Origin of the sequence: Azohydromonas caseinilytica (assembly GCF_012927045.1) — a bacterium.
Classification (GTDB): Bacteria; Pseudomonadota; Gammaproteobacteria; order Burkholderiales; family Burkholderiaceae_C; genus Azohydromonas; species Azohydromonas caseinilytica.
Window position 1 is genome coordinate 22,137 of sequence record NZ_JABBFW010000023.1, and the last position, 14,628, is coordinate 36,764.

A 14,628-nucleotide genomic window follows, 5' to 3' on the forward strand; every position below is an offset into this window, starting at 1 on the left:
AATGCGTTTGCAAGGAGCAAATACGCAGCCTACACTGCAAACGTGTTCGTTATAGACAAATCAGTTCGCCAGCCATGAACCCTAGCAAGAAGTTCGCTTCCCAAGCCGACCTGGAAGAAAAGAAGGTCAGCTTCAGCCAGATCTCCGAGCACGCCTGGGCCTACACGGCCGAGGGCGACCCCAACACCGGGATCATCATCGGCGACGACGCCGTGTTGGTGGCCGACACGCAAGCCACGCCCGCCATGGCCGCCGACGTGATCCGCCGCATCCGCGAGGTGACGGACAAGCCCATCAAGTACGTGGTGCTCACCCACTACCACGCCGTGCGCGTGCTGGGCGCCTCGGCCTATGCGCCGCAGCAGGTCATCGCCAGCCAGGACACCTACGACTTGATCGTGGAGCGCGGCGAGCAGGACAAGGCCAGCGAGATCGGCCGCTTCCCGCGCCTGTTCCGCAACGTCGAGACGGTGCCCGCGGGCCTGACCTGGCCGACCATGGCCTTCACCGGGAAGATGACGCTGTTCCTCGGCAAGCTGGAGGTGCAGCTGCTGCAGCTCGGCCGCGGCCACACCAAGGGCGACACCGTGGTGTGGCTGCCCCAGGAGCGCACGCTGCTGTCGGGCGACTTGGTGGAGTTCGACGCCACGCCGTATGCGGGCGACGCCTACTTCAAGGACTGGCCGCAGACGCTGGACAACATCGCCGCGTTGAATCCGCGCGCGCTGGTGCCGGGCCGCGGCGCGGCGCTGGTGGGCGAGGAGCAGGTACAGGCCGGCCTCGCCGGCACGCGCGCCTTCATCTCCGACCTGTACCAGGCGGTGCAGGCGGGGGCTGCCGCCGGCAAGGACCTCAAGGCCGTCTACAAGGAGGCCTACGCCCAGATGGCGCCCAAGTACGGCCAGTGGGTGATCTTCGACCACTGCATGCCCTTCGACGTGACCCGCGCCTATGACGAGGCCACGCAGTACGCCGACCCGCGCGTGTGGACCGCCGAGCGCGACCGCCAGATGTGGGAAGCGCTGGAAGGCTGATCCGCCTCACTCGCCGCACCTCACCCCTCTTCACCCCAGGAATCAGAAAGCACCGGACGCGCCGCCCGCGGCGCGCCCGTGGGGTCGCTCATCCCTACGGAATCACGGAGACAACATGCTCAAGACCTACACGTACCCGAAGTTCGAGTACCGCAAGCCGCCGGAGCTGTCCGGCGCGGCGCCGCGGCGCTACCCGGTGGTCATCGTCGGCGCCGGCCCGGTGGGCATGACGGCCGCGCTGGACTGCCGCCTGCACGGCATCCCCGTCGTCGTGCTCGATGACGACGACACCGTGTCCGTGGGCTCGCGCGGCCTGTGCTACGCCAAGCGCACGCTGGAGATCCTGGACCGCGTCGGCGTGGGCGAGCCGGTGGTGAACAAGGGCGTGGACTGGAGCGTGGGCCGCACCTTCTTCGGCGAGGGCGAGGTCTTCAACTTCGACCTGCTGCCCGAGGCGGACCACAAGCGCCCGGGCATGGTGAACCTGCAGCAGTACTACCTGGAGCAGTACCAGGTGGAGCGCTGCCAGCAGACCGGCGTCGAGATCCGCTGGAAGAACAAGGTGCTTTCCGTCACGCCCGAGGGCGACCATGTGTCGCTGCAGGTGGAGACGCCCGACGGCGTGTACGCGCTGGAGACCGACTGGCTGATCGTGTGCGACGGCGCGCGCAGCCCGATCCGCACCATGCTGGGCCTGGACATCGACGGCAAGGTGTTCATGGACCGCTTCCTGATCGCCGACGTGGTGATGAAGGCGCAGTTCCCGGCCGAGCGCTGGTTCTGGTTCGATCCGCCCTTCCATCGCAACCAGTCGGTGCTGCTGCACCGCGAGGCCGACGATGTCTGGCGCATCGATTTTCAGCTGGGCTGGAACGTGGACCCGGAGGAGGAAAAGAAGCCGGAGAAGGTGATTCCGCGCATCAAGGCCATGCTCGGGGACGAGCGCGAGTTCGACCTGGAGTGGGTCAGCGTCTACACCTTCCAGTGCCGGCGCATGGGCCGCTTCAACCACGGCCGCGTGCTGTTCGCCGGGGACTCCGCGCACCAGGTCTCGCCCTTCGGCGCCCGCGGCGCCAACTCCGGCATCCAGGACACCGACAACCTGGTGTGGAAGCTCAAGCTGGTGCTGGACGGCCTGGCGCCCGAGAAGCTGCTGGACAGCTATTCCGAAGAACGGGTGTACGCGGCCGACGAGAACATCCTGAACTCGACCCGCTCCACCGACTTCATCACGCCCAAGAGCAAGACCAGCAAGACCTTCCGCAACGCGGTGCTGCAGCTGGCGCAGAAGCACGCCTTCGCGCGCAAGCTGGTCAATTCCGGCCGCCTGTCCGTGCCCGCGTACTACAGCGGCTCCTCGCTGAACACGCCGGACACGGAAGCCTTTGCGAGCGACATGGAGCCCGGCGCGGCCATGGCCGATGCCCCGGTACGGGTGGACGGCCGCAACGGCTGGCTGATCGACCAGCTCGGCAACCGCTTCCAGCTGCTCATCTACGCCGACGACCCGGCCCGCGTGGACCGCGCGCTGCTGGACAGCCTCAAGGACGCGCCCATTCCCGTGGAGGCCGTCGTCGTCTCGCCCCAGGCCGGCGAGCTGCCTGGCGTGCGGGTGCTGCAGGACGTGAAGGGCCTCGTGGCCTCGCGCTACGACGCCCGCGACGGCAGCGCCTTCCTGTTGCGGCCCGACCAGCATGTGTGCGCCCGCTGGCGCGGCGCCGATGCCGCCAAGGTGCGCCAAGCCGTGGCCCGCGCCACCTGCAACGCCTGAACCCAAGGAGCATCCCATGTCGCTCGAACTGCAACCCAACTTCAACGAAGCCGGCAAGCGCTACTACCGCGACTTCTCGCCCGGCGACGACTTCTACCAGCTGCTCATCGACATGCACCGCGACCTCAGCGACGAGCAGAGCGCGCTGGTCAACGCCAAGCTGGTGCTGCTGCTGAGCAACCACATCGGCGACATCGCCGTGCTGCGCGAGGCCATGGCGCTCGCCCGCGAAGGCGTCTGAAGTTTGAAGACTGACAAGGAAGCCCCCATGCTGATCAGCCAAGTCCACCACGTCGCCTACCGCTGCAAGGATGCGAAGGAAACCGTCGAGTGGTACGGCAAGCACCTCGACATGAAGTTCGTGCTCGCCATCGCCGAGAACGAGGTGCCCTCCACCAAGGCGCCCGACCCGTACATGCACATTTTCCTGGACGCGGGCCACGGCAACATCCTGGCCTTCTTCGAGCTGCCCAGCCAGCCGCCGATGGACCGCGACCGCAACACGCCGAGCTGGGTGCAGCACCTGGCGCTGAAGGTCGATTCGGTGGAGACGCTCATCGCCACCAAGGCGCGGCTGGAGGCCGCCGGCATCGAGGTGGTGGGCCCCACCGACCACACCATCTTCAAGTCCATTTACTTCTTCGACCCCAACGGCCACCGCCTGGAGCTGGCCGCCGACTGCGGCACGCCCGCGATGATGCAAAAGCTCGACGAGGTGAAGTGGGACATGCTGGAGGAGTGGAGCCGCACCAAGCGGGCGCCCAAGCATGCCGCGTGGATGCATGACGGCAGCGCGGCGGCTTGAGGGCGAGGCCGCGATGTCCCTGCTCAATGAAACCCACGACCCGGCACTGCGCAGTTGGGTCGCGTCCGCCAACCATGCGGACACCGACTTCCCGATCCAGAACCTGCCTTTTGCCATCTTCCGTCGCAAAGGCGGTTCGGAGCGCTTCCGCGGCGGCGTGGCGATCGGCGACCAGATCGTTGATCTCGCAGCCGTGGCCGCGGCCGGCGTGTTCGACGGCCCGGCCGCTGCGGCAGTGCAGGCCGCGGCGCAGGAAAAGCTCAATGCCCTGATGGCGCTGGGCCAGCCGGCCTGGAGCGCGCTGCGGCTGGCACTGTCGCGCGCGCTGCGCGAGGGCGCAGCCGGGCAGCCGCGGCTGCAGGCCTGCCTGGTGCCGCAGGCTGCAGCCCAGTACGAGGTGCCCGCGCGCATCGGCGACTACACGGACTTCTATACCTCCGTGCACCACGCCACCAACATCGGCCGGCTGTTCCGACCGGACAACCCGCTGCTGCCCAACTACAAGTGGGTGCCCATCGGCTACCACGGCCGGGCGTCGAGCATCGGCGTGTCGGGCCAGGCCTTCAGGCGTCCGCTGGGGCAGAGCATGCCGCCCGGCGCCGCGCAGCCGGCCTTCGGTCCCTGCAAGCGGCTGGACATCGAGCTGGAACTGGGCGTCTTCATCGGTCCGGGCAACGCGCAGGGCGAGCCGGTGGACATCGCGCGGGCGGAGGAGCACGTCTTCGGCATCTGCCTGCTCAACGATTGGTCGGCCCGCGACATCCAGGCCTGGGAATACCAGCCGCTGGGGCCGTTCCTGTCCAAGAGCTTCGCCACCACGATCTCGCCCTGGATCGTGACGCTGGAGGCGCTGGCGCCGTACCGCGTGCCCTTCCAGCGCCCGGCCGAGGACCCGCAGCCCCTGCCTTACCTGGACTCGGCGGCGAACCGTGAAGGCGGCGCGCTGGACATCCAGCTGCAGGTGGACTTGCGCACGGCGCGCATGCGCGAGGCGGCGCAGGCGCCGGCCACGATCTGCCGCACCAGCTACCGCCACGCCTACTGGACCGTGGCGCAGATGGTGGCGCACCACACCGTCAACGGCTGCAACCTGCAGCCCGGCGACCTGTTCGGCAGCGGCACGCTCTCCGGCCCCACGCTGGACCAGGCCGGCGCGCTGATCGAGCTGACCGCGGGCGGCAAGCAGCCGCTGGCCCTGCCCGGCGGCGAGCAGCGCACCTTCCTGGAAGACGGCGACAGCGTCGTCATCCGCGGCTGGTGCGAGAAGCCGGGCGCGGCGCGCATCGGCTTCGGCAGCTGCGAAGGCACCGTGCTGCCCGCGCTGCCCACACCGCAGCGCTGAGCGTCGGCGCCCCGGGGTGCCACTGCCACCGCCCCACCCCCCGCAATGACCAGGGCGCTCCGCACGGAGCGCCCGGCCCGCACTCGACCAAGTCCTGCGCAGGACGGGACTTCTTCACCGGAGACACGCATGACCTCCCGTTCTTCCCCGCCCATCGATATCGGCCACCTGCTGGACGACGGCCCCTTTTCCCCGATGCAGCGCCTGGTCGTGGCGCTGGCCGCGCTGGCCATCGTCATGGACGGCTTCGACGGGCAGCTCATCGGCTTTGCCATCCCGCAGATCATCCAGGAGTGGGGCATCACGCGCGGCGCCTTCGCCCCGGCCGTGGCGGCGGGCCTGTTCGGCATGGCCGTGGGCAGCGCCGGCGCGGGCCTGTTCGCCGACCGCTTCGGGCGCCGCCTGGCGCTGGCGCTGAGCGTCTTCCTGTTCGGCGCGGCGACCTGCGCCATCGGCTTCGCGCCCGACGTGCCGACCATCGCCGCGCTGCGCTTTATCGCCGGCCTGGGCATCGGCGGCGCGCTGCCCAGCGCTTCCACGATGACGGCCGAGTTCACGCCCGCGCGGCGCCGCACGCTGGCCGTGACGGCCACCATCGTGTGCTATCCGCTGGGCGGCATGCTGGCGGGACTCTTCGCCAGCGCCGTGCTGCCGGCCTACGGCTGGCGCGGGCTGTTCTGGATCGGCGGCACCTTCCCGATGGTGCTGAGCCTGCTGCTGCTGATGACGCTGCCCGAGTCGCCGCGCTTCCTGGCGCGCCGCGAGAGCGCATGGCCGCGCCTGCGCCAGCTGTTGGCCCGCATGGACCGGCCGCTGCCCGCGGACACCCGCTTCACCGACGCGGCCGAGGCCAAGGCCACCGGCCGGACGCAAGGCGGCTTCGCGGCGCTGTTCCGCGGCAGCCTGGCGCGTGACACCCTGGCCCTGTCGGCCGCGTTCTTCATGTGCATGCTGGCCGTGTACAGCGCCTTCAGCTGGCTGCCGACGATGCTGGCCGCCGAAGGGCTGCCGGTCGCCGTCGCCACCTCGGGCCTGACCGCCTACAACCTGGGCGGCGTGCTGGGCGCGCTGGGCTGTGCCGCCGCCATCACGCGTTTCGGCTCGCGCCGGCCGCTGCTGTTCAGTTGCCTGGGCGCGGCAGGCAGCGCGCTGCTGATGCAGGGCATCGACGTGAGCGCGCACACGAACTGGCTGATCGTGGGCCTGTGCCTGCACGGGATGTTCGTCAATGCCGTGCAGGCCACGATGTACGCGCTGTGCGCCCATGTCTACCCGACGGCGGTGCGCGCCACCGGCACGGCCACGGCGCTGTCGCTGGGGCGCTTCGGCGCGATCCTGAGCTCCTTTGCCGGCGCCGCGGTGATCACGGCCGGCGGCGCCGCCGCGTACCTCGCGATGCTGGGGGTGGCCATGCTGTTCGTGCTGTTCGCGCTGATGGCCGTGCGGCGCCACATCCCGGGCCGGGCACACCAGCCCGCCGCCGCTCCCGCGCCGGCCGCCTCGCGCTGACCCCAGCCCGCACCGGGACGGGCCGAGGCGCAGTTCGGCGACGTGGACAAGGTGGTGCGCCAGGTCATCCTGGCCTCGCAGCCCAACAAGCGCTTCGTCGGGCTCGATGAGCTGGCGCAGGTGGTACTGTTCCTGTGCTCGGAGGCCGCCGCCTCGATCACGGGCACGGCGCTGCCGGTGGACGGCGGCTGGCCCGCACGCTGAACCACCACGGGGAATCGCCATGCCTCAGCCTCGTCCGCTCTTTGCCCCCAATGCCGGCAAGATCGTCTCGGCCGCCGATGCCGTCCGTCTCATCCGCTCGGGTGACACGGTGGCCACCTCCGGCTTCGTCGGCATCGGCTTCGCGGAGGAAATCGCTATCGCCCTGGAACAGCGCTTCCTGAACGAGGCGCAGCCGCGCGACCTGACGCTGGTTTACGCCGCGGGCCAGGGCGACGGCCGGGACAAGGGCCTCAACCACCTGGCGCACGAGGGCCTGCTGCGCCGGATCGTGGGCGGGCACTGGGGGCTGGTGCCCAAGCTCGGGGCCCTGGCGATGAGCGACCGCGTCGAGGCCTACAACCTGCCGCAGGGCGTGATCTCCTGCCTGTTCCGCGACATCGCCGGCGGCCGGCCCGGGCACCTCAGCAAGGTCGGGCTGGGCACCTTCGTCGATCCACGCCTGGGCGGCGGGCGTATGAACGCGCGCACCACCGAGGAGCTGGTGGAGCTCGCGCACCTGGGCGGCTCGGAAAGCCTGTTCTACAAGGCCTTTCCCATCCACGTGGCCATCATCCGCGCCACCACCGCCGACCCGGACGGCAACCTCACCATGGAGCGCGAGGCGCTGACGCTGGAGTCGCTGTCCATCGCCACCGCGGCGCACAACAGCGGCGGCATCGTCATCGCGCAAGTGGAGCGCGTGACCGAGCGCGGCGCGCTCAACCCGCGCCAGGTCAAGGTGCCCGGCATCCTGGTGGACTGCGTGGTCGTGGCCGCCCCCGAGAACCACTGGCAGACCTTCCGCACGCCCTACCACCCCGGCTTCAGCGGCGAGCTGCGCGTGCCGGTGCTCGGCCAGGCGGCGCTGCCGCTGGACGAGCGCAAGGTCATCGCCCGCCGTGCCGCCATGGAGCTGCGCGCCAACAGCGTGGTGAACTTGGGGATAGGCATGCCCGAAGGCATCGCGGCGGTGGCGGCGGAGGAGCGCATCATCGACCTGCTCACGCTCACGGCCGAACCCGGCGTGATCGGCGGCCAGCCGGCCAGCGGGCTGGACTTCGGCGCCGCGGTGAACACGCAGGCCGTCATCGACCAGCCCTACCAGTTCGACTTCTACGACGGTGGCGGCCTGGACGTCGCCTTCCTGGGCCTGGCGCAGGCCGATGCGCAGGGCAACCTCAATGTCAGCAGGTTCGGGCCGCGCCTGGCCGGCGCCGGCGGCTTCATCAACATCAGCCAGAACGCCAAGAAGGTCGTCTTCGTCGGCACCTTCAATGCCTGCGGGCTGGACGTGGCGGTGGAAGACGGGCGCCTCGCCATCCGCGGCGAAGGCAGCGTCACCAAGCTCGTGGAGCGCGTCGAGCACGTCACCTACAGCGGCACCGTGGCCCTGCAGCGCGGCCAGGAGGTGCTATACATCACCGAGCGCTGCGTGTTCCGGCTCACCGAGCGCGGGCTGGAGCTGACCGAGATCGCGCCGGGCATCGACCTGGAGCGCGACATCCTTGCGCGCATGGCCTTCAGGCCGGCCATCGCCGAGCCGCTGCGGCAGATGAGCGAGGCCATCTTCCAGCCGCAGCCCATGGGCCTGCGCGAGGACATGCTGCGCCTGCCGCTGGAACAGCGCTTCGCCTTCGATGCGGCGCAGGGCCTGTTCTTCGCCAACTTCGAGGGCCTGACGGTGCGCAATGCCCAGGACGTGGAGGCGCTGCGCGCGGCGCTGCTGAAACGCCTGGAAGGACTCGGCCGCAAGGTGCCGGCGCTGGTGGACTATGACAACTTCCTGGTGCTGCCCGATGCGCTCGACGCCTACACCGACATGGTGCGCGACGTGGCCTCCCGGCACTACAGCCACGTCACGCGCTACACCACCAGCGCCTTCCTGCGCGCCAAGCTGGGCGAGGCGCTGCTGGAGCGCGGCGTGGCGCCGCACATCTTCGAAAGCGCGGCCGAAGCCCAGCGCCAGCTCCATGCGGGCGTTGGCGCGGGTTCCTGAACCTCCACACCCGCAAGCGACGGCCGCGAAGCCACGCCGTCAGAAGCGGTGGCGCAGGCCCACGGAGAAGCTGGTGGCCGAGTCCCGCGTGCCCATGAACGACGGCAAGGGATAGGCGCCCGTGAGGCGGTTGTGGTCCACCTCGGCGTACAGGTCGGTGCGCTTGGAGAACAGGTAGTCCAGCCCGACGTAGCCCATCTTGCGCTTGCCCGCGTTCACGCCGCTCTGGCGGTCCTGCGCGTAGTTCACCGTCAGCACCAGCGGCGCCGTGATGTTGTAGTTCGCGCCCACGCTCCACACGTCGTTTTCCTGGGCGCTGGTGCCACGGTCGTTGCGCTTCATGTAGCCCAGGAAGGCCTTGAGCTCCTTGGTGACGAGATAGCTGCCGCCCGCGCCCGAGATGCCGCGCGTGGCGGTATTGGCCGCGTTGTTGATTTCCTGGTAGTAGGCCACCAGGTCCAGCGGGCCCTGGGTGTAGCTGGCACCCACGCCCCGGCCGCGGCCATTGCCTTCATTGAAGGTGTAGCTGGCATACACGCCCACCGGGCCGAGCTGCTTGTAGTAGCGCGCCATGTTGTCCTGGCGCGCGACATGGTGAGTACTGAACATGGAGATGGCGTCCAGGTTCGGGTTGGGCTGCGGCTGGAAGCGGCCCGACAGCGGATGCGCCAGCGTGTACTGGCGACCCAGCGTCACCGTTCCCAGCGCTTCGGAGGCCAGGCCCACCGAGGCCTCGCGCCCGAACAGGCGCCCGCCAGCAGCGGCGCCCGAGCCGTTGCTGGCGCTGGCGTTGGCCTGCTGCAGCGTGCCCGTGGAGGGATCGAAGCCGTTTTCCAGCGTGAAGATGGCCTTGAGCCCGTCGCCCAGGTCCTCGCTGCCGCGCAAGCCGAAGCGGCTGCCGACATAGACGCCATCATTGAGTGAAGTCCGTGAGCCGCCCGCCGCATCGGCGTTGTCGGCGCGCCGGACGCTGGCATCGACGATGCCGTACACCGTGACGTTGGACTGCGCGCTCGCGAGCATGGGCAGCGCCAGCACGGCGGCCAGGGCCGGCGCGCCGACGGCGTGGTTTCGAATGGACATGTGTCTCCTCTTCGTTGGGGATGAATGACCCGTTGGGCGCGCAAGTATTCCGACCGGGCCTTCAAGCGTCCATTTCATAATTTCTGCAGATTCATTCACGGAGCTTTTGCAATGGACCTGCGCGACCTGCGCTACTTCGAGACGATTGCCGAGCTGCAGCACATCGGCCGCGCGGCGCAGCGGCTGCACCGCACGCAGCCGGCCCTCACGAGCTGCGTGCGCCGGCTGGAGGATGCCTGCGGCGCGCCGCTGTTCGAGAAGTCGGGACGGGGCATCCGGCTCACGCCCGCCGGGCAGGTCCTGCAGAAGTGGGCGCAGCGCATGCGCTTCGACGTCGAGGACGCCAAGCGCGAGATCGGCGACATCGGCCGCGGGCTCTCGGGCCATGTGCGCATCGGCGTAGTGCCTACCGCGGCGCAGTTCCTGCTGCCCACGGTGAGCCGGCAGCTGTTGTCCGAAGCGCCGGCCGTGACCATGAAGACGGTCGTCGGGCTGGTGGACGCGCTCAAGCCGCAGCTCAAGGCCGGCGAGCTCGACCTGATGGTGGCGACCGAGACGCCGGCGGAGCCCGGCTTCGTGTCCAGGCCGCTGGCCGAGGACAGCATCGTGGTGGCCGCGAGTGCGAGCCACCCGGTCTTCGAAAAGGCCGTGGCGATGGGCGATCTCACAGCCCACCAGTGGGTGCTGCAGCCGCCGGGCGCACCGACCCGCGACTGGCTGGATCGTGCCTTCGACCGCGCGCGGCTGCCGCGCCCGGTGGTGCAGATCGAGAGCACCATGCTCATCATGCTGCCGCCGCTGATCGCCGAGACGGGGCTGCTGAGCTTCGTGTCCCGCTACCACGTGGGCGAAGGAACGCCGCTGCGGGAAGTCGTCCTCAAGGAAACGACCATGCGCAGGCGGCTGACGGTCTCGTACCGCGCCGACAGCTACCTGCTGCCGGCGGCCCAGCGCCTGATCGAACTGTTCGCGTCGTTCAAGGATGGCGTGCTCAGTCCCAAGGCCGGCTCACGCCGGACGGTCGATCGGCCCAAGCGCAGCGCGGGCAAGGAGCCTTCGGCGTGACTGGCTCAACAGGGGCCGCGCTTTCCGTTGCCTGGTCATCAACCCGGTCCGATGCCGGCTGAAATAACTTCGTCACACCCGCGAAGGCGGGTGTCCACGAGCTCCGGGCTGCGTCCTGGCTGGCGTGGATGCCCGCCTGTGCGGGCATGACGAGGGAATATTTCAGCGTTGATCAAGGAGCCGTATCAGAGGGCGGGCGTGGCGTGCGGCGGCTGCGCGGGACGCGCGCAAGACAGGCCTGCCACGTCCATGCGCGCCATGAGGATCGAGCCCGAGACCGACTCGGTGCAGTACAGCGTGCGCCGGTCCGCGCCACCGAAGGCCAGGTTCGTGAGCGAGGCTCCCTCGGGACTCCTGATCACCTGCACCGGCTCGGCACGGTGGTTCAGCACCCAGCAATAGCCCAGGCCGGGATTGGCGACGAGAAGGTGTCCCGCCTCGTCCATGGCCAGGCCGTCCGGGCCGCTGGGGCCGTAGGAGGTGAAGAACTGGCTGGCCTTGGAGACGCTGCCGTCGGCCATCAGCGGTGCGCGCCAGACACAGTTGCCGCGCGTCACGGCCACGAACAGCACCTTCTCGTCCTTCGACAGCACGACGCCGTTGGGGCTGGGCACGTTGGACAGCAGCAGGTCCAACTGCCCCGAGGGGCGCAGCCGGTACACGCGGCCCGTGGGATCGTGCAGGCCGCTCTGTCCCTGGTCCGTAAAGTAGAGGTTGCCCTGCGAGTCGAAGGTGAGGTCGTTCACGCCGCGGAAGCGTTCGCTGTTGCGCCGCTCCAGGAAGGGCCGCACCGTGCCGGTGGCCACGTCGCAGACCACCAGGCCGTTCTTGTAGTCGGTGATCAACAGTTCCTGTCCGTTCAGGAACTTCATGCCGTTGGGCTCGCCGTCGTACTCGGCAACCTGGGTCCAGCGGCCCTGCGCGTCGATGCGAAAGATTCGCCCGAAGGGGATGTCCGAGACGTAGAGGTTGCCCGCCTCGTCGAAGACGGGCCCTTCGAGGAAGGAATCGCAAGGCACGCCGCCGCGGTTGGCATCGGCCCAGGCCGAGCGCACGCCGCCGCGCCGGAACTCGGCCGGCATGCGCGTGAACACCTCGGCATCGCGGACGTGGGGGGCTTGCAGCAGGAACATGGTCACTGGCGCTCGAAAGCGGTGTTGGCGGCGATCTTGCCCCAGTAGGCGGTACGCGCAGTCAACTCCTTGCCGAAGGCGGCGGCATCCCAATAGCCCGGCAGCGCGGCGATGCCTTCGGCATAGGACTTCATCTCGGGTGTGGCCATGGCGGTGGCGATCTCCTTCTGCAGCCGTGCCACCACGTCGGCCGGCGTGCCCTTGGGCGCCCACAGGCCCGTGAAGTTGACGACGTTGAAGTCCTTGACGCCCGCCTGGGCGAAGGTCGGCACGTCGGGCAGCGCTGGCAGGCGCTGATCGCCGCTGACCGCCAGCAGCCGGGCCTTGCCGCCCTTGACCTGACCGATGATGCCGGGCGTGGAAGCGATCTGGAAATCAATGGTGCCCGACAGCAGCGCCAGCGTCGCCTCGCCCGCACCCTTGAAGGGCACGTGCATGAACTTCGCCCCCGTGGCTATGCCCAGCGCCTCGCTGGCGAAGTGCGGCGTGGTGCCGGCACCGCCGGTGCCGTAGGTGACGGACTCCGGCTTGGCCTTGGCCGCGGCGACCAGGTCACCCAACGTCTTCTTGTCGCTGTCGGCCTTGACCACCAACGCCATCGGCGCGAACACGAAGGCTGACACCGGTAGCAGGTCCTTCTGGTGGTCGAAGGGCAGCTTCTTGAAGATGTGCGGCAGCAGCGCGTAGGTGGTGTCGTTGGCCACCAGCGTGTAGCCGTCGGCCGGCGCGTGCACCACCGACATGATGCCGATGGTGCCGGTGGCGCCGGCCTTGTTCTCGACGAAAAAGGTCTGGCCGGTCTGCGCCTGCAGCTGCGCGGCCATCTTGCGCGTGACCACGTCCACCGCCCCGCCGGGCGGGTACGGCACGATGATCTTGACCGGCTTGCTGGGATAGGTCTGTGCATGGGCCAGCGTGGCGGCAACCAGCAGCCCGGCACCGGCCAGGGCAGCGAGGAATTTCATGGGGATGTCTCCTTCGTTATGGGCCAGGGCTGGTGAGCCGCGAGCCGGCCCCACTCACCTGGATCAGGCTCCGAGCACGGCCAGGGCGTTCTTCGCCGCCGCGACACCCATGTTCACGTAGGCGTCGCTGGTCACGCCGCCGATGTGCGGGCTCAGCGTGATGCGCGGCTCGCCATGGAACGGGTGCGGCGCCGTCATGGGTTCAACCGCGAAGCTGTCCAGGCCCGCGCCGCGGACCTGGCCGCTGCGGATGGCCTCCAGCAGCGCTGCCTCGTCGATGAGGCCGCCGCGCGCGGTGTTGACCACGATCACGCCTTGCTTGCACCGGGCCAGCGTCTGCGCGTTGAGCAGCCGGGCGTTGTCGGCGGTAAGCGGGCAGTGCAGCGAGATCGCGTCCGACTCGCGCCAGAGCGTTTCCAGATCGACCGACTGCACATGGGCCGGCAGCTCCTTGGCATAGGGGTCGAAGCCGATGACGCGCATGCCCATGGCGTCGGCCATGCGCGCGAAGCGCAGCCCGATGGCGCCCAGGCCGACGAGGCCGATGGTGCGGCCCGCGAGCTCCAGGCTCTTGTGCGTGGCCTTGTCCCAATGGCCCGCGTGCATGCGCTCGTTGAGCTGCACCACGGACTTGGCGCAGGCCAGCAACAGCGCCAGCGCCTGCTCGGCCACCGCCGCGGCGTTGGCGCCCACGGCGGCCTTGACCTGGATGCCGCGCTGCGCGGCAGCCGCCTTGTCGATGGTGTCGGTGCCGCTGCCGTGCTTGGAGATGACCTTGAGCGACGGCGCCGCGTCCATCGCGGCGGCGCCCACCTTGCTGTAGCGCACGATGATCGCCACCGGGTCGTGCTGCCGGCACAGGGTGACGATGTCGTCCTCGGTGGGCGTCTTGCCGGCGAACACGACCTCGTAGTCGGTCAGCAGCGCCAGCGCCTGCGGTGCCAGGTCCGCCCCGGTGACCAGGAACACGGGTTTCCGGCTCATCACAGCGTCTCCCCGTCCTTGAGCACACCGGCGGCGCGCAGCGCGCCGTCGAGCCAGCCCGGGCGCAGGGCCTGGCGGCTCTTGATGCCCTCGATGCGCTGGGTCTCGGCGGCCACCTTCTCGGCGGCCAACGGCAGCAGGGAGGCGGCCTTGGCACGCTCGACCACCACCACGCCGTCGGCGTCGCCCACCACGAGGTCGCCCGGATGCACCGTGACGCCACCGATGGAGATGGGGTGGTTCAGGCGCCCGGCGATGTTCTTGGTCGGGCCGTTGGGGTTGAGGCCCGCGGCGAACATCGGAAAGCCCAGCTCGCGGATGGCCTCGCTGTCGCGCACGGCGCCGTCGATGACGACGGCGGCCAGCCCCAACGCCACGCACTGCTGGGACATGATCTCGCCCATCAGCGCGCTGGAGAGGTCGCCCTTGCCGTCGACGATGATCACGTCGCCCGGCTTCGCCACGGCCATCGCGGCGTGGATCATCAGGTTGTCGCCCGGGCGCACCTCCACGGTGATGGCCGTGCCCGCAAAGCGCATCGAGGGGCTCAGCGGCTGGATGCGGCCGTGCAGCGCGCCGCGGCGGCCGGCCACGTCGGCCAGGATGGAGGAAGCGAATTCGGAGGCCTGCTTGACGATGTCGGCGGACAGGCGCTCGACGTCGCGGATCACGTCGGGCAATGCGGCAGCTTGACTCATGAGAATCTCCGTTGGAAATCAAAGGGCCGCGCCGGCGAG

13 protein-coding genes and 1 pseudogene are annotated in these 14,628 nt (G+C 69.4%); 9 read left to right on the top strand and 5 right to left on the bottom strand.

The genetic code is table 11. The features are described from left to right. Positions 1-74: 74 nt before the first annotated feature. The 8 genes and pseudogenes from HHL10_RS22970 to HHL10_RS23005 all read left to right on the top strand — a co-directional run bounded on the left by HHL10_RS22970 (position 75) and on the right by HHL10_RS23005 (position 8,661). Positions 75-1,034 carry an MBL fold metallo-hydrolase gene (locus tag HHL10_RS22970; RefSeq protein ID WP_169162738.1) on the top strand — a complete coding sequence of 320 codons (960 nt, stop codon included), beginning with the start codon at positions 75-77 and terminating at the stop codon, positions 1,032-1,034. 115 nt (positions 1,035-1,149) lie between these two features. Next, positions 1,150-2,805 carry an FAD-dependent oxidoreductase gene (locus HHL10_RS22975; RefSeq protein ID WP_169162739.1) on the top strand — a complete coding sequence of 552 codons (1,656 nt, stop codon included), beginning with the start codon at positions 1,150-1,152 and terminating at the stop codon, positions 2,803-2,805. Between the two features lie 16 nt (positions 2,806-2,821). Continuing rightward, on the top strand, positions 2,822-3,046 hold the full coding sequence (locus HHL10_RS22980; RefSeq protein ID WP_169162740.1) for a DUF2783 domain-containing protein: 225 nt from the start codon (positions 2,822-2,824) through the stop codon (positions 3,044-3,046). A gap of 27 nt (positions 3,047-3,073) precedes the next feature. Next, complete coding sequence (locus tag HHL10_RS22985; RefSeq protein WP_169162741.1) at positions 3,074-3,610, top strand: VOC family protein; 537 nt, start codon at positions 3,074-3,076, stop codon at positions 3,608-3,610. Between the two features lie 13 nt (positions 3,611-3,623). Continuing rightward, positions 3,624-4,952 (top strand): fumarylacetoacetase, encoded by a 1,329-nt coding sequence (gene fahA, locus HHL10_RS22990; RefSeq protein ID WP_169162742.1) that lies wholly within the window; start codon positions 3,624-3,626, stop codon positions 4,950-4,952. Between the two features lie 129 nt (positions 4,953-5,081). Further along, positions 5,082-6,461: an MFS transporter gene (locus HHL10_RS22995; protein WP_169162743.1), complete on the top strand. Its 1,380-nt coding sequence runs from the start codon at positions 5,082-5,084 to the stop codon at positions 6,459-6,461. A 33-nt stretch (positions 6,462-6,494) separates the two neighbouring features. Further along, positions 6,495-6,665 (top strand): annotated as a pseudogene (locus HHL10_RS23000) (SDR family oxidoreductase); the annotation flags it as partial. A gap of 19 nt (positions 6,666-6,684) precedes the next feature. After that, positions 6,685-8,661 carry an acyl CoA:acetate/3-ketoacid CoA transferase gene (locus HHL10_RS23005; protein ID WP_169162745.1) on the top strand — a complete coding sequence of 659 codons (1,977 nt, stop codon included), beginning with the start codon at positions 6,685-6,687 and terminating at the stop codon, positions 8,659-8,661. A gap of 39 nt (positions 8,662-8,700) precedes the next feature. Here HHL10_RS23005 and HHL10_RS23010 read toward each other — a convergent pair whose 3' ends face one another. Continuing rightward, positions 8,701-9,744 carry a porin gene (locus HHL10_RS23010; protein ID WP_169162746.1) on the bottom strand — a complete coding sequence of 348 codons (1,044 nt, stop codon included), beginning with the start codon at positions 9,742-9,744 and terminating at the stop codon, positions 8,701-8,703. A 111-nt stretch (positions 9,745-9,855) separates the two neighbouring features. On the opposite strand from HHL10_RS23010, the gene HHL10_RS23015 reads away from it, so the two are divergent. Further along, positions 9,856-10,809, top strand: coding sequence for a LysR family transcriptional regulator (locus tag HHL10_RS23015; protein ID WP_169162747.1), 954 nt, complete (start codon positions 9,856-9,858; stop codon positions 10,807-10,809). Between the two features lie 185 nt (positions 10,810-10,994). Here HHL10_RS23015 and HHL10_RS23020 read toward each other — a convergent pair whose 3' ends face one another. The 4 genes from HHL10_RS23020 to HHL10_RS23035 form a co-directional block, all read right to left on the bottom strand. Further along, positions 10,995-11,942 (bottom strand): SMP-30/gluconolactonase/LRE family protein, encoded by a 948-nt coding sequence (locus HHL10_RS23020; protein WP_169162748.1) that lies wholly within the window; start codon positions 11,940-11,942, stop codon positions 10,995-10,997. A gap of 2 nt (positions 11,943-11,944) precedes the next feature. After that, on the bottom strand, positions 11,945-12,907 hold the full coding sequence (locus HHL10_RS23025; RefSeq protein WP_169162749.1) for a Bug family tripartite tricarboxylate transporter substrate binding protein: 963 nt from the start codon (positions 12,905-12,907) through the stop codon (positions 11,945-11,947). Positions 12,908-12,970: 63 nt separating this feature from the next. Continuing rightward, a complete protein-coding gene (locus HHL10_RS23030) occupies positions 12,971-13,891 on the bottom strand; it encodes an NAD(P)-dependent oxidoreductase (protein ID WP_169162750.1) in 921 nt (306 codons plus the stop codon). Continuing rightward, positions 13,891-14,589: an RraA family protein gene (locus tag HHL10_RS23035; RefSeq protein WP_169162751.1), complete on the bottom strand. Its 699-nt coding sequence runs from the start codon at positions 14,587-14,589 to the stop codon at positions 13,891-13,893. Before HHL10_RS23035 ends, HHL10_RS23030 begins: the two co-directional genes overlap by 1 nt. Positions 14,590-14,628: the final 39 nt, after the last annotated feature.

Coding starts and splice junctions, on each gene's coding strand:
- HHL10_RS23005 (WP_169162745.1), top strand. CDS start 6,685: ATGCCTCAGCCTCGTCCGCTCTTTGCCCCCAATGCCGGCAAGATCGTC.
- HHL10_RS23035 (WP_169162751.1), bottom strand. CDS start 14,589: ATGAGTCAAGCTGCCGCATTGCCCGACGTGATCCGCGACGTCGAGCGC.
- HHL10_RS23025 (WP_169162749.1), bottom strand. CDS start 12,907: ATGAAATTCCTCGCTGCCCTGGCCGGTGCCGGGCTGCTGGTTGCCGCC.
- HHL10_RS22970 (WP_169162738.1), top strand. CDS start 75: ATGAACCCTAGCAAGAAGTTCGCTTCCCAAGCCGACCTGGAAGAAAAG.
- HHL10_RS23010 (WP_169162746.1), bottom strand. CDS start 9,744: ATGTCCATTCGAAACCACGCCGTCGGCGCGCCGGCCCTGGCCGCCGTG.
- HHL10_RS22995 (WP_169162743.1), top strand. CDS start 5,082: ATGACCTCCCGTTCTTCCCCGCCCATCGATATCGGCCACCTGCTGGAC.
- HHL10_RS22985 (WP_169162741.1), top strand. CDS start 3,074: ATGCTGATCAGCCAAGTCCACCACGTCGCCTACCGCTGCAAGGATGCG.
- HHL10_RS23015 (WP_169162747.1), top strand. CDS start 9,856: ATGGACCTGCGCGACCTGCGCTACTTCGAGACGATTGCCGAGCTGCAG.
- HHL10_RS22980 (WP_169162740.1), top strand. CDS start 2,822: ATGTCGCTCGAACTGCAACCCAACTTCAACGAAGCCGGCAAGCGCTAC.
- HHL10_RS23020 (WP_169162748.1), bottom strand. CDS start 11,942: ATGTTCCTGCTGCAAGCCCCCCACGTCCGCGATGCCGAGGTGTTCACG.
- fahA (WP_169162742.1), top strand. CDS start 3,624: ATGTCCCTGCTCAATGAAACCCACGACCCGGCACTGCGCAGTTGGGTC.
- HHL10_RS23030 (WP_169162750.1), bottom strand. CDS start 13,891: ATGAGCCGGAAACCCGTGTTCCTGGTCACCGGGGCGGACCTGGCACCG.
- HHL10_RS22975 (WP_169162739.1), top strand. CDS start 1,150: ATGCTCAAGACCTACACGTACCCGAAGTTCGAGTACCGCAAGCCGCCG.